Genomic DNA, 22,219 nt, shown 5'->3' with positions numbered 1-22,219 from the left:
AGGGGCCCCGATGACCCATACTCCGGGCGCCCGGCCTCCTCACGCCCCCACCCCCCGAGGTCACCATGAACGAACCGACTCTTCTGCTCGAATCCTTCCGCCGCAACGGGCGCGTCAACGGGATGCTGCTGAGCGCCCTGACGCCCGCCGATTTCGACCTGAGTGACGGCCAGGGGGGCTGGACGGTCGAGCGGCACCTGCGGCACATGGCGGGCTTCCGTGTGGGCTGGTTGTGGAACCTGTCCCGTGAACACGCGGGCCCGCTCCTCGACCCCACCCAAAAGGATGCGGACGGCGACCCCCTGTGGCGCTGGCAGAACAGCCCCCCGTCAGAACTGGCGGCGGCCTTTGCCGCTGGAGACGAGGCCGCCCTGGAGGCGGTGCGGTCCCACCTGGCGTCGGGAGAGCCCTTCGCCGATCCCTGGCAGGAGGGCGCGTACCGGTCGAATCCCGCCCACTTCCTCCAGCACACCATCGTCCACGACGCGCACCACCGGGGGCAGGTCATGGCCCTGCTGCGCCTGGGCGGGCGCACCCCCGAGGGGATGGAGGCGCTCGACGAGCACTGGGCCATCTGGCGGGAATAGGAGAGCGAATGAACATCCCCGAGACCTACGCCTACCTCGTTCGTGCCCGCCGGGACCTGTGGGCGGCGCTGGAGGGCGTCCCGGACGAGGTGCTGTCGCGCCCGCTGCTGGACGGTGAACGCTTCCGCTGTATCAAGGACCTGGTGGCGCACACGGCAGCGGTGGAGGACGGCTGGATTCACTACACGATCCTGCGAGACGTGCCCGTGGAGGACGTTTTTCCGGCCATCAAAGCCGCCGGGGACGGCCCCGTCTACGCGGGGTTTCCGCTGGCGGAGTTGCTGGACTACTGGCGGGCGGTGGAACAAAGCACGCTGGCCTACCTCTCTACGCTGACGGACGTCGAGCTGGAGCGCGGGGTGGAAGACGCGCCCGAGGAACACTTCCGGCTGGGCGGTCTGCTGTGGCACGTCATGCTGCACGAGGTCCGGCACACCGCGCAAATTGTGGCGCTCCTGCGCACGCAGGGCATCAGGCCGCCCTCGCTCGACCTGTTGTTCTACCTGCCGAACCTCTGGAAACCCTGACCACACCGGGCCACAGCAAAAACCCCCGCATCTCGGCGGGGGTTATCGTCTTTCGGGCTGTGCCTACGCCGTCGTCTGCGGCATGGGCTGGGGATTGCGGCCCGCGCGGCCCACCGCGTCGCGCACCACGTCACCCGTGATGAGTTCCTGCGAGAGCAGCGCGTCGGCGACCTCGTGCATGGCCCCCGAGTACTCGGTCACGAGGCTCTTGGCGCGGTCGTAGGCGCGGTGCAGGATGCGCTTGACATCCTCGTCCACGAGCTGCGAGGTGTGCTCGCTGAAAGCCTTGGGCTTCGCCATGTCCTCGCCGAGGAAGACAGGGCCGGAGTCGGTCGTCAGGGCCATGTTCTTGAAGTTCTCGCCCATGCCCCACTCCAGCACCATCTTGCGGGCGATGTTCGTCGCCTTGCGGAAGTCGTCGGCGGCCCCGCTCGTCACGCTGCCCATAAAGACTTCCTCGGCGGCGCGGCCTCCCAGCGCGACGGTGAGCTGGTTTTCCAGCCGCTCCTTGCTCATCAACACCTGCTCTTCGGGCAGGTAGAAGGCGGCGCCGAGCGCGCGCCCGCGCGGGATGATGCTGACCTTCTGGAGCTTGTCGCTGCCGGGGATCACCGCGGCGGTCACGGCGTGCCCCGCCTCGTGGTAGGCGATGGCCTTCTTCTCCTCGGGGCTGATCGTCAGAGAAGAGTTCTCCAGCCCCAGCGTGATCTTGTCGAGCGCCCGGTAGAAGTCGCTCATGTCGATCTGGGTCTTGCCCAATCTAGCGGCTTCCAGCGCGGCCTCGTTCGTGACATTTTTGAGGTCCGCACCCGAGAAGTAAGGCGTGCTCTTGGCGACTTCCGGCACGTCCACGCCGGGAGCCATCGGCTTGTTGCGCAGGTGGACCTTGAGGATCGCCTCGCGCTCCTTGAGGTTCGGGAGGTCGATGGTCACCTGACGGTCGAAGCGGCCAGGGCGCAGCAGCGCCGGGTCGAGCACGTCCGGGCGGTTGGTGGCGCCCAGGACGATCACGCTGCTCGTCTTGTCGAAGCCGTCCATCTCGGAGAGGATCTGGTTGAGCGTCTGCTCGCGCTCGTCGTGGCCGCCGCCGATCCCGGCCCCACGCTTGCGCCCGATGGAGTCGATCTCGTCGATGAACATGATCGCCGGGGCACTCTTGCGGGCGTCCTCGAAGAGGGTCCGCACGCGGCTCGCGCCGACGCCCACGAACATCTCCATGAACTCGGATGCGCTCACCGAGAAGAAGGGCACGTCCGCCTCACCCGCGATGGCGCGCGCGAGCAGGGTCTTACCGGTGCCGGGAGGGCCCACGAGCAGCACGCCCTTGGGAATCTCTGCGCCGATCTGGTGGTACTTGCCGGGGTTTTTCAGGAAGTCCACGACCTCGATCAGCTCGCGCTTGGCCTCCTCGTGCCCGGCCACGTCAGTGAACTTGGTCTGGACGCGGTTTTCCTTGCCATACTTCTTGGCCCGCGACTGGCCGAACTGCATCACGCCGTTCTGGCCGCCCTGGGCGCGCATGAAGAAGAAGTACATCATGCCGAAGAGGAGGATAATGGGCAAGAAGTTGATCAAAATGCCGAACCACTGGCTGGGCGCGTCGAAGCGGTAGTCCACGCCCCGCGCCTCCAGCTCATTGATCAGGCCGGTGTCGGGCGTGGCCTGGTTGCTCGGCAGCCGCACCGAGAAGCCCGACACCTCGCGCGGGGTGGGCGAGCCCGCCACCGACACGCTGGTGGGCTCGGTCAGCGCCACCTGCGCCACGTTGTCGCGCACGATCACCCGCTCGACCCGCCCCTGTTCGAGCAGGTCCTTGAACACGTTGTAATTGACGCTCGACCGTCCGCTCGTCGGCGCCTGCGAGAACATCAAAAACAGCGCCAGCACGAACAGGACGATCAGCCAGGGATTGAGTCGCCTCAAGAGGAATCCTCCGGAAAAGGGAAACGATGGGACGCAAAGGACGCCCCGCTGAAGTTGAGTGTACCAGACTCAAGATGCGTGTGCGTATCCGCCGTCACACCTGGGCTTTAGCGTCCCCAAACCCTGACGGGGAGGCGCCCGCGGGGGGCTGGCGAGCGGCGCCAGCACGGCAAAAGGGGCCGGGGGCGGTGAGGAGCGGAGGCGGCAGGAGAGGGGAGCTGCCGTGCCGTCCCGCGACGTTGCGGGGGAGCAGGGCGGCTCGTCTGTATCCGCCTTCGTACGGACGAACCCGACTCTTCCCCTTCTCCGCGCTATTCTGAGGGGTGATGATCGACGTGCCCACCACCTGGCAGCAGGCCTGCGCGGCGCTTGCGGGGGGCGATTACGAGACGGCCTTCGACGTGCTCGAAAGCGCCATGAGTGAGGCCCGCAAACCCGAGCGCGCCCGCATCGCTCTCTACCTTGCCAGCGTCCACGCCCTGTACGGCGACGCCGCCACCGCCGAGGTCGGCGCGGCGCTGCGGGAGGCGCGCACCCTCGACCCCTCGCTTCGGGGGGACCCCCTCTACCTCGCCCTGAGCGCCGAACTCGACGCCCGCTCGCGGGGCCCGGACGCCACCCTGCCCGCCGCGCCCGTGCGTGAGGCCAGTGACCCTCTCGCCCGCTTCCACGCCCTGAGTGCCCTGGCCCTCGCCGAGCGGCCCGCGGAGGCGCAGCATATCCACCTGCCGCTCTCGGAGTTGCCGCCCCACCTGCGCTGGCGGCTGCGGAGCTGGCAGGCCGACTGCGAGGAACAGCTCGGGCACCTTCAGGAGGCCGCGCACCTGTACGCGGAGGCGGCGCACCACGCTTTTGGTCTCAACCGCGCGATCATGCTCCAGGAGGGCGCGGCGACCCTGCTGCAACTCGGGCACGCGGCGGAGGCGAATGCGGCCCTCGAACAGGCCCGCCCCCTCTACACGGGCCGCGACCCCGAGGAGGGCCTGAACCTCGCCACCTGGCATTATCTGAGCGCTCAGGCCCTCCTCGCCCTGGGCAAGCCGGAGGCCGCGCTGGAGGCGATCCGCGAGGCCGACCGCCTGGAGCGCGAGCACGGGGACCCCAGCTACGGGGTGGCGCTGGTGTGGGGACAGGTCATGACCCACCTCGGCCAGCACGAGAAGGCCCTGACCCATTTCGAGGGCGCGCTCGGCGCCGCCACCGAGGCCGACCGCCCCTACGCGCTGCACGAGCTGGGGGTGGCCCTGCTCGATCTCGACCGACCCGTGGAGGCGCGCGAGAAGTTGGAGGCCGTGCTCGCCGACCCCGACTATCCCTACCAGCCGGAGGTGCTCGCCGACCTCGCCGAGTGCGACTACCGGCTGGGGCGGCTTCAGGAGGCGCAGCAGACCGCCGAGCAGGCGCTGGCGCAGGGGGCGGTGGTGCCCGCGAGCCTGGTGCTGGGCAGCGTGGCGCTCGACTACTACCACCTCGACGACGCGCTGGAGCACTACGAGCGGGTGGTGCGCGAGGCCGCGCCCGACAGCCGCGACTGGATCACCGGGCACCAGATGGCCGCCGACGTGATGGCCCAGCAGGGCTTCAAGGACCCCGCCGCCGCCTACGCCCACGCCCAGCAGGCGCTGGAGCACACCCCCGAAAGCGACGACTGGCACGGCACCCTGCAAGACCACCTGAAAAAAGCCGCCGCCCTGATGGGGCAGAGCGGCGGGCGGATGCTGAATTGACGCAGGGGACGAGAGGGAGCGGGGCAGCGATTTACTCCGCTGCCCCGCTTTCAGGTGTGGGCCCGGCGGGTCAGTCCAGGAACGCCACGAAGCGGGCACCGGGCGCCTCGTTCTCGGTGTTCATCAGGACGCGGTGCCAGCCGGGCAGGCGCAGGGTCGCGTGGTCAGGGTGGCGGACCTCCCCGCGCACGTAGAGTTCCGGGTCACGGACCCTCGTCTCCCAGGCCCAGGTGCGGGCGCGCGGGTTGCGGTCGAGCAGGCGCGCGTGCTGGGCAGGGGTGAGGGGGCTGCGGTGGCGGCGCGACACGTACACGACCTCCCCGCCCAGCCGGGCGGCCTGCGCGCAGCGGTGCGGCTTGCTGCGGGGACCCCGCGAGAGGGGTTCGTCGTGTCGGATGCGCTCGGCGGGCACCACGAGGTCGGGGACAGGCACGAAAAACCACTCGCCCTGTCGCCACGAGGCGGGGTTGTGGCGGCGCAAGCGGTCACGGGAACGCACCCCCAGCCGCTCCTCATGCGTGCGGACGGCGGCGGGCTTGAGCGCCCGCATGGCGGTGATCACGTCGCGCACGCCCGCGCCGGGCACGGCGGCGGTGAAGAGGTGCCGTTCGTCGAGGCCACACAGGAACTTGTCCTTGCGTTCCTCCGCACGGGCGAGCAGCAGCAGTTGTCCCAACTCCGGGCGCACGTCCAGCACGCTCAGTTCGGGTGGGTCGGGCGGCAGCCGCACCAGGAAGTGCTCACCCTGTCGGTCACTCGCTACATCGATGGCAAAGGCGACGGTTCGGAGAAACCCTCGCTCGGGAAGGGCCGGGGCGACCCGGACGCGCTGATCAAGCCGCGCGAAGGAACGCTCCAGGCCGGGGAGCATGTCCATCAGAACCTCGAAGAATCGGGGAGAAGGCAAGGGGTCGGGCGGACGCGGGCGAGGTTCTTCGGGACACGGGGACACCTCCGGGCTGGATTTCCTGCGCCTTCAGGGTAGAAAGGGGCCGGTCGCCCCACATGCGCCGGATGGCGGGGCGACCGACTGGGTGAATTGGCGGAGGGGGCGGCCTGTTGGCGGCGGCTCGTCTCCGGCAAAAGGCAGGGGAGGCAGAACCTCACGCTCTGCCTCCCCCTTTTGCTCAGCGGTTTAGACGAACTGCCCGCCGTGCCGCGCCGCCACTTCCGCCACGATGTCGGCGGGAACGGAGTCGTCCACGGCGATGGCCCGGCCACCCGAGGACGTGCCGCTGCTGAGGCGGTCGTGCTGATCATCGCTGATGTCGTAGCTGCTCTGGTAGCCGCGGGTCGTGCCCGCCGTGTCGTCCGAGCCCGCCGCGCCGCCCACCGCGCCCACTCCGGCACCCACGCCCGAGCCGAGGGCGGCCATGCCCAGGATCACCGGGACCGCCGCAAGGCCGCCCGTCGCCACCGTGGCGATGGCGCCCGCGACCGTGCCCACCGCCGCGCCGACGCCCGTGCCCTTGATCGCGCCGTCGCCCGCGTCCTCGGCCACGCCGCCCTCGACGTACTGGGTGCCGCCTTCTTGCACCGTGGTCGTGGTCGTCGTGGACATGCCGCCCGTGCTGTTCATGCCGCCGCTCATCCCTCCGCTGCGGTTGAGCGAGGTCTGCCCCACCTCGGGCTGGATGACCCCGCGGGACTGGAGTTCTTGCACGAAGGCGTCGGCCTGGGCCACCGTCGGGAAAAGCAGATGTTTCATGCGTCCCAGTCTGTGGTTGGGTAGACAGCTCGGGATGAGAGGAATACCAACTCCGGTTGCGGGTCGGGAGGGCGGGGCGGGGGCTGCCGCCCCGCCTCCTCTGAGGCACACTGGCTTCCATGCCCGACCTCACAGGTCACCTTCACGGCCTCGGGCGGCGTTCCGGCCTGAGGCTGAGCGGCGGGCCGGACCACCTGACCGGGCGCCTCGGTGGCGCGAGTGGCAAGGACCTCACGCTGAGGGTGGAGGGGAAGCGGGTGACCGGGCGTGTGGGAGGCCACCTCATCGGAACCGACGTGCGGGCGACCCTGAGGGGTCACACCCTCGTCGCGCGGGTCGGCGGGAGGTTCATGAGCGTGGACCTGACGCTGACCTCCGGCTCAGGCCGCGTCACCGGGCGCTGGGGGGGCCTTTTGGGTTTCGACGTGGACCTCGCCGTGACCGGGGATGGGGTGCGCGGAAGGCTGGGCGGGCGGCACGTCGGGGCGGACGCGGCCCTGGAGGGCGACGCCCGGCCCCTGCTGCTGGCCCTCGTCGCCGCGCTGGCCTACGCGGAGCTGCGGCAGGACGACTGATGAGCTCTTCAGCCGTTCAGACGCTCGGCGAGAAGCTGCGCGACCACCCCCGGGTCCGCCTGGCCGCCCGTCGCGCGCATGACCTGACCCGTGAAAAAGCCCATCAGCCCGGTCTTGCCGCCCCGGTACGCCTCCACCTTGTCGGGATTGGCGCCGAGCACCTCGCGGACCGCGGCCTCGATGGCGCCCGTGTCGGTCACCACCCGCAGGCCCTCGCGCTCCACGAGGGCGGCGGGCGCCTCGCCGGAGACGGCGGCGCGGGCGAGCACGTCCCGGGCGATGCGGGTGCTGATCTGCCCCCTCACCAGGAGGGCCGCCAGGGCGGGCAGGCTGGCGGCCCCGAGGCGGCTCTCCCCCGAGCGCAGGGCGGGCGCGAGGTCGTTGACCGTCCACGCGGCGACCTGCGCGGCGTGTTCGCCCGCCTCCGCCCCGGCAAAGAAAGCGCCCAGCACCGGGTCGCGCACCAGGGTCCGCGCGTCGGCCTGCGCGACCCCCTGCGAGGTCAGGCGGGCGACCTCCGCCTCCTGCCCGGCGGTGAGGGGCTGAGGGGTGTGAGACGTGGACTGCGTGACCTCGGCTTTCGGCGTCGGCCTCTCGGCCTTCGGCCTTGCGCCTTCCGCCTTCTGCTCCTTGCCCCAGGTGTCCTTGAGGGTCATGATCCGCCCGAAGACGAGCGCACCCTCCCGGCTGTCCACCGGATCGCGCCAGAAGTAGCCCTGCCGCTCGAACTGGTAGCGCGTGTCCGCCGGGTCGTGCGCCACGCTGGGCTCCACGTAGCCGCGCGTGACCCGCAGGCTGTCGCGGTTCAGGAAGCGCAGGAAGCCCGTGTCCACCGGCACGGCCTCGGTCTCGTGGCTCATCCGCTCGGGGTCGAAGGGCGGGAGGATGTCGTCGGGGTTCTCGCCCTCGGGGTGGGGCACCCGGAAGAGGCGGTCGTACAGGCGGAACTCGGCGGGGAGGGCGTGCGTCACACTCACCCAGTGGATGACCCCGGCGGCCTTCGCCTCCTCGCCGAGGAGGGTGGCGTGGATGAGCGTAACGCTCCCCTCCGCGTCGGTCTCCACCCCGTCCGCGCGGATAATTCCAGCCCCGCGCAGCCGCACGGTGCCGCCCCTGGTCAGTCGCTTGTACCCTTTCGGCGGGTCGAGGGAGAAGTCCTCGCGCTCGATGTACAGCTCGCGGCCCAGGGGCACGTCGCGCACGGCCCGCTCGGGGGGAACCCGCGCTCCGGTCGGCAGGGCGACGAGGCCGTCCGGCGAATCGCGGATCACGTCGTGGGGCCAGTACGGCAGCGAAAGGGGGCGCGTCTCCCCCGCCGGGAGGTTCTGAAGCACCACGCGCACGGGGTCGAGGACCGCCATCACCCGCGGCGCCGTGTGGTTGAGGTCGTCGCGCACGGCGTGCTCGTACAGGCCGATGTCCACCGTGCGGTTCGTGCGGCTCACCCCGATCTGGGCGGCGAAGGCGCGCACGGCCCCCGGCGTCACGCCCCGGCGCCGCTGGGCCGCGATGGTGGGCATCCGCGGGTCGTCCCAGCCTTGCACCAGCCCTTCCTCGACGAGGCGGCGCAGCTTGCGTTTGCTCACGACGGTGTACTCCAGGCTGCGGCGCCCGAACTCGTACTGGTGCGGGCGCGGCCCCCCGGCGAAGAGCTGCTCCATCAGCCAGTCGTAGATCGCGCGGTTGTCGACGTACTCCAGGCTGCACAGGCTGTGGGTCACGCCCTCCATCGCGTCCTGGAGGGGGTGCTGGAAGTCGTACATCGGGTAGATGCACCACTCGTTGCCCGTCCGGTAGTGCTCGGCGTACATGATCCGGTAGAGCACCGGGTCGCGCAGCTTCATGTTGGGGTTCGAGAGGTCGATCTTCGCGCGCAGGACGTGCTCGCCTTCCCGGAATTCCCCCGCGCGCATCCGGCGGAAGAGGTCGAGGTTCGCTGAAGGGGTGCGGTCCCGGTAGGGGCTGGGCGTGCCCGGCGTCTCCACCGTGCCGCGCAGCCGCGACATCTCCTCCTGGCTCACGCTGTCGACGTAGGCGAGTCCGCGGCGGATGAGTTCCTCGGCGTACGCGTAGTAGCGCCCGTAGTGGTCCGAGGCGAAGTAGAGGTGGTCGTTCCAGTCCCAGCCCAGCCAGCGCACGTCCCGCATGAGCCCCTCGGCGAACTCCATGCTCTCGGCTTCGGGGTTGGTGTCGTCCATGCGCAGGTGGCAGCGCCCGCCGAAACCCTGCGCCGTGCCGAAGTCGAGCGAGCACGCGAAGGCGTGGCCGAGGTGCATGTAGCCGTTGGGCTCGGGCGGAAAGCGGGTCACGATCTGCGTGTGCTTCCCGCTTTCCAGGTCGCGCTCCATGATCTCGGTGATGAAATTGGGGGCCAGACGGGGAGCGTCGCCCCCGCCCGCGGTGTGGTCGTCCAGGCCGGTCATTGGTGCCAGGATACCGCCCGGTCCCCGCCCGTCACGGTTGCCCCGGCCCCCTCGGCGCTACGTTGCCGGGCATGACCTCGACCACGACCCCCTCCGCCGTGACCGTCCGCCGCGTCACCGACCCCCACGACCCGGCGCTGGAGGCCTTCGGGCGTATTCAGGAGGAGAGCTACTACGCCCCCGACATGCTCATCCCGCCCGGGGTCTTTCCCCACCTCGTCGCGGGGGAGGGCCGGGGCGAGCGGCGCGACCGCATCCTCGTCGCCGAGGACGCCGCGGGCGCCGTGCTGGGCGGCACGGTCTTCCACCTGCTGCCGGAGGCGGGCTTCAACTCCTTCCTGGCCGTGGCGCGGGAGGCGCGGGGCCGGGGCGTGGGCCGCGCCCTGCACGGGGCGACCCTGGGGGAAGTGCGCGCGCACCACCTGCCGGGTATCTTCGCCGACAGCGTGTTCCCGGATCGGCAAGACCCCGCGGACCGCGAGGCCGAGGCCCGCACGGGCGTGGACCCCCGCGACCGCCGCCGCGCCCTGCACGCCCTGGGCCTGCGCACCGTGGACGTGGCCTACTGGCAACCCGTGGGCGGCCCGGACGGCGGCCCGCTGACCGACCTCGACCTGCTCTTTCACCCCCTCGGCACAAGCGACACGGTGGCGACCGACCTCGTGGCCGCAACGATGCGGGCATACTGGGGCGCGTGGCTGGGCCAGAAACGGGCCGCCCGAGAGGCCGCCGGGCTCGCCGAGCGTGCGGGGGGGCCGGAGATTGCGCTGCTGCCCGCGACGGCGACGCCACGCTTCTGGCGGGGGCGCACAGAGGGTTGAGGGGCGCTGGGGGGCGGTTGCGGTTCACCCCCTCCCAGCCTCCCCCGCTGCTGCACGGCTCCACGAGTCAAGGTGGAGGAGCAAAAGAAGCTATGGCTTTCGCTCTTTTCAAAACGTCTCTCCAAATGCCCTCCGAGTGCCAGAGACCGAACGCCCCTGGCCCCCACGGCCCCGCCCTGCTCGCGCAGCGAGACGGTGGGCACGCAGACGGGAGGGGACAAGATCAGACCTTGCGTCTCGAAAGACACGACCACCCACTCCCCCCTGCCCCCTCCGGGGGTAGGGGGGCTGGGGGGGTGGGGGTAACCCGTGGCAAGCTCCCCTGCCCCTCCACCGCCAGCCCCGCTTCCAACCGCACCCCAGGACCCCACCATGACCTCCCGCCCCCTCGGCTGGCTCCTCGCCCTCCCTCCCCTCCTCTTCCTCCTCTTCCTCCTCGCCCTCCCCCTGGGCCGCACCCTCGCCGAGGGAGGCGTCAACCTGGGCGTCTGGCGCGACCCCTACTTCGCGGCCCGCCTCGCCTGGACCCTCGGGCAGGCCACCGTCTCCGCCCTGATCGCCCTCGCGGTCGGCGCCCCCCTCGCCTTCCTCCTCTCGCGGTACGCCCTCCCCGGCAAGGCCCTCCTGCTGCGCCTGCTGCTGCTGCCCTTCGTGACCCCGACCCTGGTGGCAGTGCTGGGCCTGAGCGCCCTCCTCGGCCCGGGCGGCTGGCTGACGGCGCCGCTGGGCCTCGACCTCAGCGAGACGCCCGCCCTCTTGATTCTCGGCAACCTGTTTTTCAACCTGCCGGTGATGATCCGGCTCGCCTACGGGGGCTTTTCCCGCGTGCCGCGGACGCTGACGGGCGCGGCGCGGACACTGGGGGCCTCGGGGCTGCGGGCGGCGCTGACGGTGGCGCTGCCCCTCGCGCTGCCGGGGCTGAGCGCGGGCTTCATCCTGGTCTTTCTGTACTCGGCGCTGAGCTTCGGGCTGCCGCTGGCCCTCGGCGGGGAGCGGTACGCGACGCTGGAGGTCGAGATCTACACCCTAACGGCCTACCAGCTCCGCCTCTCGGAGGCGAGCGCATTGATCGCCGGGCAACTCGCCCTGACGCTGGCGGCGACCTGGGCCTACGTGCGCCTGTCACGCGGGGGGGTGGGGGTGCCCGCCTCCGGCCTTCCCGCCGCACGGGGCGGCGTGAGGATGGTGCTCTGGGCGCTCGTGACGCTCGTGGGGCTGCTGTGCTTCGGGCCGCTCGTGGCCGTGGCGGCGCGGGGGGTGATCGGGTCGGACGGCCCCACCCTGAATTCCTGGCGCGGCGTGCTGAGCGACCCGGACACGCCGCTGCTCGTCGGAAACACGCTGCGTTTCGGGGGGATGGCGCTGCTGGGGGCGGCGGTGCTCGGCGGGCTGCACGCCCTCGCCGCGTGGCAGGCCCGCTCGCGCGCGCTCGACCTGCTCTCGCTGCTGCCGCTGATGGTCTCGCCCGTCAGCCTGGCGGTGGGTTACCTCCTCGCCTACCCGGCCCTCTCGGCGACGCTGCCCCTTTTGATCGCGGCGTACACGTTGCTGGGCTTTCCGCTTGTCACCCGCAGCGTGCTCCCCGCCCTGCGGGCCCTGCCGCCGCGCACGCTGGAGGCCGCCCGCACCCTGGGCGCGGGGCGGTGGGCGGCGCACCGGACCGTCACGCTCCCCCTCACCCTCCCGGCGCTGCGGGGCGGCGCGGCCCTCGCCCTCGCCACCGTCCTCGGCGAGTTCGGCGCGACCCTGGTGCTCACCCGGCCAGAGTGGGCCACCCTCAGCACCGGGCTCTATGAGCGGCTGGGCCGCCCCGGCGAGCGCAACCTGGGAGAGGCGTGCGCCCTCGCCACCGTGCTTCTCCTGCTGGCCGCGCTGAGCTTCACCCTGCTCGACGGCGGAGAAGGAGAGGTCACGTGACCGCAAACGTCTTACACTGTCAGACGGGAGGTGGAGGATGCGCGTGAAATTGAGCAGGCACGGGAACAGCCTCGGGATCGTGGTGCCCGCGAGCGTGGTGCGGGAGGGGGGGCTGGAGGCGGGGCAGGAGTATGAACTGGAGGTGACGGCGGGGGGTGAGCTTCGCCTGATTCCGGCCCGGCGGCGGCGGAGTCGGTACACGTCGGAAGAACTGCTGGCCGGTGTGCCCGAGGAACCGCTGCGGTATGAGGACGTTCCCGAATACAGCCCGGTGGGCCGGGAGTTGGAGTGGTGAGCACGCCTGAACGGGGCCAACTCGTCTGGACCGACTTCGACCCCAGGCGGGGCCATGAGCAAGGAGGCCGCCGCCCGGGCCTCGTGATCAGCAGCAGCCACTACAACCGGGTGACCGGCCTGATGGTCTGCCTGGCGGTGACCAGCCGCGCGAAGGGCTATCCCACCGAATTGCCGCTTCCCGACGGGTTGAAGACGCGGGGAGTTATCCTCACCTCGCACGTCTACACGCTGGACTGGCGGGTGCGGGGCGTGGAGACCATCGAACGTGTGCCCGAGGATGTGCTGGAGGAGGCGGTCGACCGCCTGATGGGACTGGTTAGCGGGTGAACGTCCCGCCCGCCCTCGCCCTCCACCACCTCTCCAAACGCTTCGGGCAGACAGTCGCGGTGGATGACCTGAGCCTCACCGTCGGGGTGGGCGAGACGGTCGCCCTGCTGGGCCCGAGCGGCTGCGGCAAGAGCACCGCCCTGCGCTGCGTGGCCGGACTGGAGCGCCCGGACGCGGGCCGGGTGGAGGTCGGCGGGCGGGACGTGACGAATCTGCCCCCGGAGGCGCGGCACGTCGGGCTCGTCTTTCAGGACTACGCGCTCTTTCCCCATCTCACGGTGCTCGGCAACGTCGCCTACGGCCCCCGGATGCGCGGCGCGGGGCGGGCGGAGGCCGAGGGCCGGGCGCGGGAGGCCCTCGCGCTCGTCGGGCTGGAAGACCTCGCCGGGCGCCGGATCACGGAACTCTCGGGCGGGCAGGCCCAGCGGGTGGCGCTGGCGCGGGCGGTGGCGACGGGCTCTCCCCTGCTGCTCCTCGACGAGCCGCTCTCGAACCTCGACGAGCAACTGCGCGCCCGGCTGAGAAGCGACCTGCGCGACCTGTTCCGGCGGCTGCGGGCGGGCGTCCTCCTCGTCACCCACGACCAGCGGGAGGCGCTGGCGGTGGCGGACCGGGTGGCCGTCATGCGCGCGGGCAGGCTCGTGCAGGTGGGCGCGGCCCCGGAGGTCTTCGCCCGCCCCGCGACCGCCTGGGTGGCCGCCTTCCTCGGGCACGCGAACGTCTTGCCGTGCGGGAACGGCGCGGCCCGCCTGACTCCCGGGGACGCCGTGCGGCTGGGAGAGGGTGACCCCCTCCCCGTCACGGCGCGGCGGCAGACGGACACGGGCAGCGAGGTCACCGTGGCGCACCCGCTCGGGCCGCTCACCCTGCACCTCAGCGCGCGGGAGGCGGGCGGGGTGGAGGGGGACCGGCTGCGGCTGCGGGTGGACGAGGGCCGGGTGCTCACCCTCCCCGACGACCGGGAGCCTCCCGCGTGACCGCCTGGATTCTGGTCGGCGGGCGGCTCGTGCCCACGGACGCGCTGCGCAGCCTCCCCCGCCCCGACCTCGTGATCGCGGCGGACGGGGGCGCCCGGCACGCCCTCGCTCTGGGCCTCGCCGTGGACGCCTGGGTGGGCGACTTCGACTCCTCGGACGGGCTGAGGCTGGACGCGCCGCGCGAGGTCCACCCGGCGGCCAAAGACGAGACGGACGCCGAACTCGCCGTGCGGGTGGCGCGGGAACGGGGGGCCACCGACCTCGTGTTCCTGGGGGCCTTCGGCGGGCGCTTCGACCATGCGGCGGCCCTGGTGCTCGGCGGCGTGCGGCTCGCGCGGGAGGGCCTGCGGGTGACGCTGCACAGCGGCGACGAGAGCGGCCACCCCCTCCTCCCCGGGGCAGGGGTGCGCCTGCGCCTGCCCCCCGGCGCGACGCTGAGCGTCCTCGCCCTGAGCGACCTGCGCGGGCTGAGGCTGGGCGGGGTCCGCTGGCCCCTGAGCGGAGCGGACGTGCCCCTCGGCAGCGGGTGGACGGTCAGCAACGAGGCGGCGGGCGGCGAGGTGCGGGCGAGCCTGGAGGGGGGGCTGGCCCTGGTGACGGTGCTGTGGGCCGGGGCCAAATGAGGACGGAGGGGCCCGAACCGCTCGCCCCTCCGTCCTCCCGACGGCCCGCTGTAGGTCAGGGGGTCGCGGGGCAGGCCTCGACGCCCGCTCGCACCCCGCGCGTGAAGCGGCAGCCGTAGGCCGGGTCGGCGACCACGGCGGGGGTGAGCACGTCGTCCCCGGCGGGCTTTTGCCCGGTCTGCTCCCACCGCACGAGGTCGCCAAAGGCCTCGACGATCTCCGGGCCGGTGAAGTCGCAGTGTCCGGGGGCGCGGATGGCCCGCTGGACGAGGCGGTCGCCGTTGCCGCTCGCCTGCGCCGCGAGGCGGTACCTCTGCTCGTGGGCGAAGGGCACGTAGAAGTCGCCCAGCGTGTGCAGGGTCAGGACCGGCACGCTGAACTCGCCGTTCACGCGCGGCAGCCAGCGCAGACCGCCTTGGCGGGCGCGGTTGGCCTCCGGGTCGGCCTTCACCCGCAGGATGGAGGCGTTGAAGGCGACCTCGGCGGGGGTGATGTCGCCCGTCGTCCAGCGGTAGGTCACGCCCTCGTTGCCGTAGAGGTTCTTGTTCAGGATGCCGCTCAACGTGCCGTCCGAGCCGCCCGTGCCGAACACCGCGTTTTGCAGGCTGCCCACCCGGAACCCGAGGTTGAAAACGGGACGGTCCCCACCCGTGAGGTTGCGGGCGATCTCGCGCAGCTTTGCCCCCTGCACCGCGTTCTCCTGCCAGAGCGTGCCCGAGGTGCTGTCGAAGAGCGCCGCCTTGATGTCGGGGAGCAGCGTCTGGTAGTCGCTCTGCGGGAAGGTCCGGGGCCCGAAGCCCGCGAGCTGCGCGGCGGCGAGGGTGTAGTCGCCGAGCCAGCGGAACTCGTACTCCTCGTCCATCACCCCGCACATGGGCAGGGCGGCGGCGTAGCTCACCTTGTTGCGCGCGGTGGCGAGCGTCTCCTTCTCGACGGCGGCCCCGGCCACGTGCCCGCCCATCGAGAAGCCCATAATCAGGTACTTGCCCGGCGCCGGGTACCTCCCGCCCGTGAGCTGCCCGAAGGCCAGCGCCAGCGCGTTCGTGTCCTCCACCCCGGCCCTCACGTCGTAGTAGTTCGCCGAGTAGCTGCTCGCCGCCCAGGCGTACCCCTGCGAAATCAGGTACTGCCGGATGGACGGGGGATCGACCGTCAGCTCCTTGCCCGTGCCGCGGTAGCCGTGGGTGTACATGACCAGCGTGCCGTTCCAGTTGTCGGGAACCTCGATCAGGTAGCTCGCCTGCCCCTGGATGCCCGCGTGCTGCCCCTTGTAGAGGGTGGCCCCCGCGATGGGGGCGGTGGTGGCCTCGACCGGCGTGAAGGTGCGCCCGTCGTGGGCGCGGGTCTCGGCGACCGGGGTGGTCTGTCCGCAAGCGGCGAGCGCGAGCCCGCAGGCGAGGGCGGCGAGCGCGCGGGCCGCCGTGGTGGTGGGTCGGGCAAACATAGGACCTCCAGAGGGTGAGGGCAGGGCGCGTCCACCGGAAAAGGTGGACCGGAGGGCACGGCGGGACGCCACAAAAGCCGCGCCGTCCGGCACGCCGCACACTGAGAATGGGATGAGCGCCTGTATTTAAGAGCGCCCGCCGGGCCGCTGTCAACCGAGCCTGTGCCGAACGCGTTCCGGTGGGCCTGCCGGGAACCCCGCTCATCCGGGGCCCGTATGGTGGGGCATGAGATCAAGACGTGGACTCGGCTGCGGCTGCCTGGGCTGTGGAGGCAGCTCCCTGCTGGTGCTCGGGGTGCTGGGGGCTCTGGCGTGGTTTTTCGTGATCCAGCCCGTGCGGGGCTTTCTCGCCTCGTGGCAGGCCCCCACGGCGCAGACGCAGACCCAGACGCCGCAGGGGGGCACAGCGGGAGTGCAGGTGCCCAGCCTCCCCGGCAATGGGAACGGCTCCTCCACCGGCACGACCCCCGCGCCGGGCGGCAATGTCGGCGCTCCCGTCACGCAGGCGGAGGTGCAGCGCTTCCTGCGGGTGCGCCAGGACGTGAGCACGGCCCTGGGTGGCAGCTTCACGAACCTCCAGAACGTCTGGACCGACATCCAGAACGGGCAGACGCCGAACGTCCTCACCATCGTCGGCGTGCTGCGCGACGTGGGAGGCAGCATCGGACGCGCCCGGCAGGCCCAGGCGACCGCCCTGGCCCGCGAGGGCCTGAGCCCCGAGCGCTACGCCGTGATCCGGGGCACCGTCAACCGCGCCCTGGGCGTGCCCAACATCGACTTCGCCCAGGCCGCCGCGGCCCTGGGGTCAGGCCGCCTCCCCGACCTGAACACGACCGTGCAGACCGCCACCCCGCAGGAACGCGCCGTGGTCGAGCCCTCCCGCCAGGGGCTCACGCAGACGGCGGCGCTGGGATTGCTGGGGTTGTAGGGAGCCGTCAGCGACCAGCCGGGAGGGGCGGGCCGGAAGGTGCCGCCCTCTTCGCCGTCCGGAAGTTTCACCAGGCAGGAAGCTCGCCCGAACACACCGTGCAGGGGGACGAAGACGTGAGAGAGGCGTTCGGGCCGGACCCGGTGGAGGGGTGGGGAGGCCACCCACGCCAAGGGCCTGACCGTCTTCCAAACTCATCGCCCCGCTGCGGGGACAGCCCGCATCCAGCGCAGGCGACCTGCTCGGCGTGTCGCTCCGGCACGAGGCGCAACTCCGAGCGGTTGCTCAAGAACGTCATGGTGAGCGCTTCCCCGTCACCACGGCACCGACGAACCCAGGCTTGCGACTCGGCTTTGCCCCGAAGAGGAACCCTAGCCGGGCCCGACACCTGGGGCGGAAGGTTTCGTGGTCCGCCCTCCAAAATGAACGAACTTCCCGCTCCCCGCCGCCCTTCCAACTGTCTTTTCCCTTCCCCCCGATCCCATCAGCTTGCCGTAAGGTGATCGCCATGACGACCGAGACCTTTCCTTCTGTGGCGGCCCGCAGCGAGGCCCTCTTCGCGCGGGCGCGGGCGGTGACGCCGGGCGGCGTGAACAGTCCGGTGCGTGCCTTTCGCTCCGTGGGCGGCACCCCGCGCTTCATCCGCGAGGCGCACGGGGCCTACCTGACCGACGTGGACGGCACCCGCTACGTGGACTACATCGGCTCGTGGGGGCCGATGATCCTGGGCCACGACCACCCCGCGGTGCGGGAGGCGATTGTCGAGGCCCTGGCGGGCGGCACGAGCTTCGGCGCTCCCGGCGAGCGCGAGGTGCTGCTCGCGGAGACGGTGACCCGCCTCACCGGGGCCGAGCGCGTCCGTTTCGTGAACAGCGGCACCGAGGCGACCATGAGCGCGCTGCGGCTGGCGCGCGGCTTCACGGGGCGCAATCACATCCTCAAGTTCCGCGGCAACTACCACGGCCACGCCGACGGTCTGCTCGTGGAGGCGGGCAGCGGCCTGATGACGAACGCGGAGGGCGGGCTCGGCCAGGCCGCCCCCAGCAGCGCGGGCGTGCCGGGGGAGTACGCCCGGCTGACCCTGGTGAGCGAGTACAACGACCCGGCGGCCCTCGACGCCCTGATGGCGGAGCGCGGACACGAGATCGCGGCGGTGATCTTCGAGCCGGTGGTGGGCAACGCGGGCGTGCTGATCCCCACGCCGGAGTTCCTGGCCGCCCTGCACCGCGTCCGCGACGCCGGGGCCCTCCTGATCGCCGACGAGGTGATGACGGGCTTCCGCCTGTCGCTGAACGGCGCGACCGGGCGGCTCGGCCTCAGCCCCGACCTGACCTGCTGGGGCAAGGTGATCGGCGGCGGGTTGCCCGTCGGCGCGTACGGCGGGCGGGCGGACGTGATGGACCGGGTTTCCCCGCAGGGCCCCGTGTACCAGGCGGGGACCCTGAGCGGCAATCCCCTGGCGATGGCGGCGGGGCTCGCCACCCTGTCGGTGCTGGAGGCCGACCCGGGCATCTACGAGCGGCTGGAGGGGTACACCTCGCGGCTGGCGGACGGCCTGAAGGCGGCGGCGCGGGAGGCGGGCGTCATGATCAGCGTGAACCACATCGGCTCGATGCTGACGGCCTTCCACCAAGGCGCGCCGGACGGGTCGGTGCGGACGTACGGGGACGCGGCGCGCAGCGACACGGCGGCCTTCGCCCGCTGGTTCCAGGCGATGCTCGCGCGCGGGGTGTACTGGGCGCCTTCCCAGTTCGAGAGCGTCTTTGTCGGGGCGGCACACACGGACGCGGAGCTGGAGATCACGCTGGAGGCGGCGCGCGCGGCCTACGCGGGGCTGGGGGAGGGGACATGACGCAGCTTCAGAGCACCCAGGACGTGATTCGCATCCTCACCGAGAACAGGGTCGTGGCCGTGGTGGGCTTCCACCGCGATCCCATGAAGCCCGCCTACTACGTTCCCGAGTACCTCCACCGCCAGGGGTACACGGTCATCCCCGTCAACCCGGCCCTCGCGGCGCGCGGCGAGAGCTTTTTCGGCCACCGGGCGGTCGCCACCCTCGCCGAGATCACCACGCCCGTGGACGTGGTGGAACTCTTCCGGCGCAGCGACAAGGTGCACGAGCATCTTCAGGACATCCTGAACATGGCCCCCCCGCCCCGCGTGGTGTGGATGCAGCTCGGCATCCGCGACGACCGCACGGCGCAGGCCCTCATGGGGCGCGGCATCGACGTCGTGCAGGACCGCTGCATGTTGGCGGACCACCGGGCGCTGCTGTGAGGGCGTCCAGCCTTCGGCCCTCACCCGTCCGCCGGGGCGCATGAGCACCGACCTCCTCATCGTCGGGGCGGGGCTCGCCGGGCTGGCGCTGGCGGGAGACGCCGTGCGGGACGGGATGAGCGTCCAGCTTCTCGACAAGTCGCGCGGGATCAGCGGGCGGGCCTCGACGCGCCGCGTCACGCTGGACGACGGGCGCGAGGCCCGGCTCGACCACGGGGCGCGTTTTTTCACCGCCCGCCACGACCGCACCCGGGCGCTGGCGGAGGGGGGCGTGCAGGGCGGCTGGCCGCGGGTGTGGACGCGCTCGGTGAGCGAGTGGCGGGAGGGCAGCGTCACCACCCCGCCCTCCGAGCATCCCCGGTACGTGCCCCCCGCCGGAATGAGCGCGCTGGGGCGTCACCTCGCGCGGGGTCTGTCCGTCACGACGGGCGCCGAGGTCACGAGCCTGGAGCGCACGGGGGGCGGCTGGCGGGTCCACACCCGCGACGGGGCGACCTTCGCGGCGCCGCGCCTCGTTCTGAACCTTCCCGGCCCGCAGGTCGCGCCGCTCCTGCACGACCTCATGGACGACGTTCCGGGCCTCGCCGGGGCGGCGGGGGAGGTCGGGCGCGTCCGGTACGACCCCTACTGGGCGGCGGGCGTGGTGCTGGAACGGGACCTGGAGGCCGAGTGGGTCGCCCTGCGGCTCTACGGCCACCCTGTCCTCGAGTGGATCGCGCGTGAGCATACCAAGCGGGAGCCCGGACACCCCCCCGCCCTGATGCTGCACGCCACGCCCGACTGGACCCGGGCTCAGCTCGAACGGCGCCCGCAGGAGGTGCTGCCCGACCTTCTCACCGCTGCCCGCGAGGTGGTGGGGGACTTCACGCCCCTTGACGCCTTCGCCCACCGCTGGCGGTACGCCACGCCCACCGAGCGCGCGCCCGGCCCCGCCCACTGGGACCCGGCGCTGGGCATCGGCTGGTGCGGCGACTGGCATACCCCCGACCCCAACGGCCCGAGGGTGGAGGCGGCGCTCCTCAGCGGGTGGGCGCTGGCGCGGCGGGTGCCCGGCGAGGACGAACGGGACCACACGTCCCCGCCCCCGCGTGTCCCGGAGCAGGAAGTCAACCCGTGACGGCAAAGGCAGCCGCCTTCGCACCGGGCTCGCCCTGGCGGTGACCCTGCGACGCCGACCGACTCCCAGGTAGACTCCTACAGCAGCACCACGTCCACTTCGTCCCCCGCCTCCACCCGCACCCCCTCCGGCACGACGACGAGGGCGCCCGTGTCGCTCAGCGAGCGCAGGACGCCGCTCCCCTGCTTCGGGTAGTCGTGCACCTCGCCGTCCCGAATCGTCGCCCGCCAGAACGCCGTCTTGTCGGGTAGGGTGCGAAAGGCCGTGCCCGCCCGCAGCCGGAGGGTCTGCACGGGCTGTCCGGTGAGGGCGGGGCGCACGATGACGTGGAACACGACGAGGCTGCTCACCGGGTTGCCCGGCAGCCCGAAGACGGGAAGGCCGTTCCAGCCGCCGAGGAGGGCCGGGCCGCCGGGGCGCATCCGCACCTTCCAGAAGGCGACTCGCCCGTGTTCGACGAGCAGGTCGCGCATGAAGTCGTACCGTCCCATGCTGACCCCGCCGCTCGTGAGGAGCACGTCCGCCCCGCCCGCCCGCGCGATGCTCTCCCCGAGGGCCTCCGGGCTGTCGGGCGCGTGGCCGAGCGCCGCGACCTCGCAGCCGCACTCCTCCAGCATGGCGTGCAGGCCGTAGCGGTTGCTGTCGTACACCTGCCCGGGCGACAGGGGCCCGCCGGGCTCGATCACCTCGTCCCCGGTCGAGAGCAGCGCCACCCGCAGGCGACGGCGCACCGGCACCCGGGCATGGCCCAGAGCGGCGGCCAGAGCCACCCGCGGGGGGGTGAGCACGGCGCCCGCCTCCAGCACCGTCTCCCCCGCCCGGAAATCCCCGCCCTCGGGCCGCACGTCGCCGGGGCTGGCGGGGCGCGTGAGAAGGACGTATTCGGCGCCGCCCTCGGTCAGTTGCTCGACCGGGCAGATCGCGTCGGCGCCCGCCGGGAGGGGAGCGCCCGTGTAGATGCGGACGCACTCGCCGGGACCGACCGTGCCCGCGAAGGGAACTCCGGCGCGGCTCTCCCCGACCACCCGCAGCCGGACGGGCGAAGGGGGGGCAGCACCCAGCGTGTCCTCCTCCCGGGCGGCGATGCCGTCGAGGGCGCTCTCGGTCGCGCTGGGATGGCTGACGAGGGCGCAGAGGGGCGCGGCGAGCGTGCGGCCCCGGGCCCCGGCGAGCGGCACCTCCTCCCGTCCGGGCTCGGGGAGGAGGGCGGCGAGCATCTCCCGCGCCCCTTGGACGCTGACGAACATGGGGAAGTCGGGGCGGCGGGGCGTCATGCGGGCAGGATAGGGCGGGGACGGGCGCCACCCACCCCCTCCTCACTATTTCGATTCCGTTAAGGCCGATTCTCCGGGGAGGGCGGGGAGGGTACACTCCGGGGGCAAGTCGGCTCCCATTGTGCCGTCCTTACGAGAAACGGAGAACCCCATGAACATCACGCAAGACAAGGTTGTCGAACTCGACTACGTGCTCAAGGTGGACGGCGAGGTCGTGGACCAGAGCGAAGCCGGCGAGCCCCTGACGTACCTCCACGGCCACAGCAACATCATCCCCGGCCTGGAGCGGGCGCTGGAGGGCAAGAAGGCCGGCGACAGCCTGCACGTCACCGTCCAGCCCGAAGACGGCTACGGCGAACGCGACGAGGACAACGTGGAAGACCTCGACCGCGCCGACTTCGACGACGAGGTGGAGGTGGGGGCGACCTACTACGCCCAGGCCGAAGACGGCAGCGTCCTCCCCTTCACGGTGGTCGGCGTCGAGGGCGACACCGTGCAGGTGGACTTCAACCCGCCCCTCGCCGGAATGGTCCTGAACTTCGACGTGACCGTCAAGAGCGTCCGCGACGCCACGGGCGAGGAGCTGGAGCACGGCCACGCGCACGCGGCGGGGATGCACGAGCACGAGTGAGCGTCCGTGGGTAGTGGTCCGTGGTGAGTGGAAACGAGGAAGGTGGGCCGCCCCAACCGGGATGGCCCACCTCCTTTTTTTGCTCCCTCTCCCCTTGCGGGACTCGTAGAGCCGCT

General features: G+C 72.0%; 21 protein-coding genes. 15 read left to right on the top strand and 6 right to left on the bottom strand.

Going from position 1 to position 22,219, the window contains the following annotated elements:
* Positions 1-65 precede the first annotated feature (65 nt).
* Both A7B18_RS03420 and A7B18_RS03415 read left to right on the top strand, forming a co-directional pair.
* A complete protein-coding gene (locus A7B18_RS03420; RefSeq protein WP_102125253.1) occupies positions 66-587 on the top strand; it encodes a DinB family protein in 522 nt (173 codons plus the stop codon).
* 8 nt (positions 588-595) lie between these two features.
* Positions 596-1,114, top strand: a complete 519-nt coding sequence (locus tag A7B18_RS03415; protein WP_102125252.1) for a DinB family protein — start codon at positions 596-598, stop codon at positions 1,112-1,114.
* 63 nt (positions 1,115-1,177) lie between these two features.
* Here A7B18_RS03415 and ftsH read toward each other — a convergent pair whose 3' ends face one another.
* Positions 1,178-3,037, bottom strand: a complete 1,860-nt coding sequence (gene ftsH / locus A7B18_RS03410; RefSeq protein ID WP_102125251.1) for an ATP-dependent zinc metalloprotease FtsH — start codon at positions 3,035-3,037, stop codon at positions 1,178-1,180.
* 326 nt (positions 3,038-3,363) lie between these two features.
* Between ftsH and A7B18_RS03405 the strand changes: the two genes are divergently transcribed.
* On the top strand, positions 3,364-4,764 hold the full coding sequence (locus A7B18_RS03405) for a tetratricopeptide repeat protein (RefSeq protein WP_102125250.1): 1,401 nt from the start codon (positions 3,364-3,366) through the stop codon (positions 4,762-4,764).
* A 70-nt stretch (positions 4,765-4,834) separates the two neighbouring features.
* On the opposite strand, the gene A7B18_RS03400 is transcribed toward A7B18_RS03405, so the two are convergent.
* A complete protein-coding gene (locus tag A7B18_RS03400; RefSeq protein WP_102125249.1) occupies positions 4,835-5,641 on the bottom strand; it encodes a hypothetical protein in 807 nt (268 codons plus the stop codon).
* Between the two features lie 258 nt (positions 5,642-5,899).
* Positions 5,900-6,472, bottom strand: a complete 573-nt coding sequence (locus tag A7B18_RS03395) for a hypothetical protein (RefSeq protein WP_102125248.1) — start codon at positions 6,470-6,472, stop codon at positions 5,900-5,902.
* Positions 6,473-6,591: 119 nt separating this feature from the next.
* Here A7B18_RS03395 and A7B18_RS21835 point away from each other — a divergent pair, with 119 nt between their 5' ends.
* On the top strand, positions 6,592-7,047 hold the full coding sequence (locus A7B18_RS21835; protein WP_180969998.1) for a hypothetical protein: 456 nt from the start codon (positions 6,592-6,594) through the stop codon (positions 7,045-7,047).
* Between the two features lie 8 nt (positions 7,048-7,055).
* Here the strand turns inward: A7B18_RS21835 and A7B18_RS03385 are convergent, their stop codons facing one another.
* The gene (locus A7B18_RS03385) at positions 7,056-9,470 is read right to left on the bottom strand and encodes a glutamine--tRNA ligase/YqeY domain fusion protein (RefSeq protein WP_102125247.1); all 2,415 of its coding nucleotides are present in this window, start codon (positions 9,468-9,470) and stop codon (positions 7,056-7,058) included.
* A gap of 71 nt (positions 9,471-9,541) precedes the next feature.
* Between A7B18_RS03385 and A7B18_RS03380 the strand changes: the two genes are divergently transcribed.
* From A7B18_RS03380 to A7B18_RS03355, 6 genes are all read left to right on the top strand, one after another.
* A complete protein-coding gene (locus A7B18_RS03380) occupies positions 9,542-10,291 on the top strand; it encodes a GNAT family N-acetyltransferase (protein WP_102125246.1) in 750 nt (249 codons plus the stop codon).
* 372 nt (positions 10,292-10,663) lie between these two features.
* The gene (locus A7B18_RS03375) at positions 10,664-12,208 is read left to right on the top strand and encodes an ABC transporter permease (protein ID WP_102125245.1); all 1,545 of its coding nucleotides are present in this window, start codon (positions 10,664-10,666) and stop codon (positions 12,206-12,208) included.
* A 37-nt stretch (positions 12,209-12,245) separates the two neighbouring features.
* Positions 12,246-12,503 (top strand): AbrB/MazE/SpoVT family DNA-binding domain-containing protein, encoded by a 258-nt coding sequence (locus A7B18_RS03370; RefSeq protein ID WP_102125244.1) that lies wholly within the window; start codon positions 12,246-12,248, stop codon positions 12,501-12,503.
* Positions 12,500-12,832: a type II toxin-antitoxin system PemK/MazF family toxin gene (locus A7B18_RS03365; protein ID WP_102125316.1), complete on the top strand. Its 333-nt coding sequence runs from the start codon at positions 12,500-12,502 to the stop codon at positions 12,830-12,832. Before A7B18_RS03370 ends, A7B18_RS03365 begins: the two co-directional genes overlap by 4 nt.
* On the top strand, positions 12,829-13,809 hold the full coding sequence (locus tag A7B18_RS03360) for an ABC transporter ATP-binding protein (protein WP_102125243.1): 981 nt from the start codon (positions 12,829-12,831) through the stop codon (positions 13,807-13,809). The genes A7B18_RS03365 and A7B18_RS03360 overlap by 4 nt, the downstream gene beginning before the upstream one ends.
* Entirely contained in the window at positions 13,806-14,432 is a 627-nt protein-coding gene (locus A7B18_RS03355; protein ID WP_102125242.1) for a thiamine diphosphokinase, read from the top strand. Before A7B18_RS03360 ends, A7B18_RS03355 begins: the two co-directional genes overlap by 4 nt.
* 55 nt (positions 14,433-14,487) lie before the next feature.
* Here the strand turns inward: A7B18_RS03355 and A7B18_RS03350 are convergent, their stop codons facing one another.
* Positions 14,488-15,876, bottom strand: coding sequence for an alpha/beta hydrolase family protein (locus tag A7B18_RS03350; protein WP_102125241.1), 1,389 nt, complete (start codon positions 15,874-15,876; stop codon positions 14,488-14,490).
* Positions 15,877-16,102: 226 nt separating this feature from the next.
* On the opposite strand from A7B18_RS03350, the gene A7B18_RS03345 reads away from it, so the two are divergent.
* The 4 genes from A7B18_RS03345 (at position 16,103) to A7B18_RS03330 (ending at position 20,198) form a co-directional block, all read left to right on the top strand.
* Entirely contained in the window at positions 16,103-16,804 is a 702-nt protein-coding gene (locus tag A7B18_RS03345; RefSeq protein ID WP_102125240.1) for a hypothetical protein, read from the top strand.
* Between the two features lie 508 nt (positions 16,805-17,312).
* On the top strand, positions 17,313-18,656 hold the full coding sequence (gene hemL / locus A7B18_RS03340) for a glutamate-1-semialdehyde 2,1-aminomutase (RefSeq protein WP_102125239.1): 1,344 nt from the start codon (positions 17,313-17,315) through the stop codon (positions 18,654-18,656).
* On the top strand, positions 18,653-19,081 hold the full coding sequence (locus tag A7B18_RS03335) for a CoA-binding protein (protein ID WP_102125238.1): 429 nt from the start codon (positions 18,653-18,655) through the stop codon (positions 19,079-19,081). The genes hemL and A7B18_RS03335 overlap by 4 nt, the downstream gene beginning before the upstream one ends.
* Before the next feature lie 40 nt (positions 19,082-19,121).
* Positions 19,122-20,198, top strand: a complete 1,077-nt coding sequence (locus tag A7B18_RS03330) for an NAD(P)/FAD-dependent oxidoreductase (protein WP_102125237.1) — start codon at positions 19,122-19,124, stop codon at positions 20,196-20,198.
* A gap of 77 nt (positions 20,199-20,275) precedes the next feature.
* Here A7B18_RS03330 and A7B18_RS03325 read toward each other — a convergent pair whose 3' ends face one another.
* Positions 20,276-21,472, bottom strand: coding sequence for a molybdopterin molybdotransferase MoeA (locus A7B18_RS03325; RefSeq protein ID WP_102125236.1), 1,197 nt, complete (start codon positions 21,470-21,472; stop codon positions 20,276-20,278).
* Between the two features lie 151 nt (positions 21,473-21,623).
* On the opposite strand from A7B18_RS03325, the gene A7B18_RS03320 reads away from it, so the two are divergent.
* Complete coding sequence (locus tag A7B18_RS03320; RefSeq protein WP_102125235.1) at positions 21,624-22,103, top strand: FKBP-type peptidyl-prolyl cis-trans isomerase; 480 nt, start codon at positions 21,624-21,626, stop codon at positions 22,101-22,103.
* The last annotated feature ends 116 nt before the right edge of the window (positions 22,104-22,219 follow it).

Source organism: Deinococcus planocerae, from assembly GCF_002869765.1.
Taxonomy (GTDB): Bacteria; Deinococcota; Deinococci; order Deinococcales; family Deinococcaceae; genus Deinococcus; species Deinococcus planocerae.
This window is presented reverse-complemented; position numbering and strand designations above follow the sequence as displayed.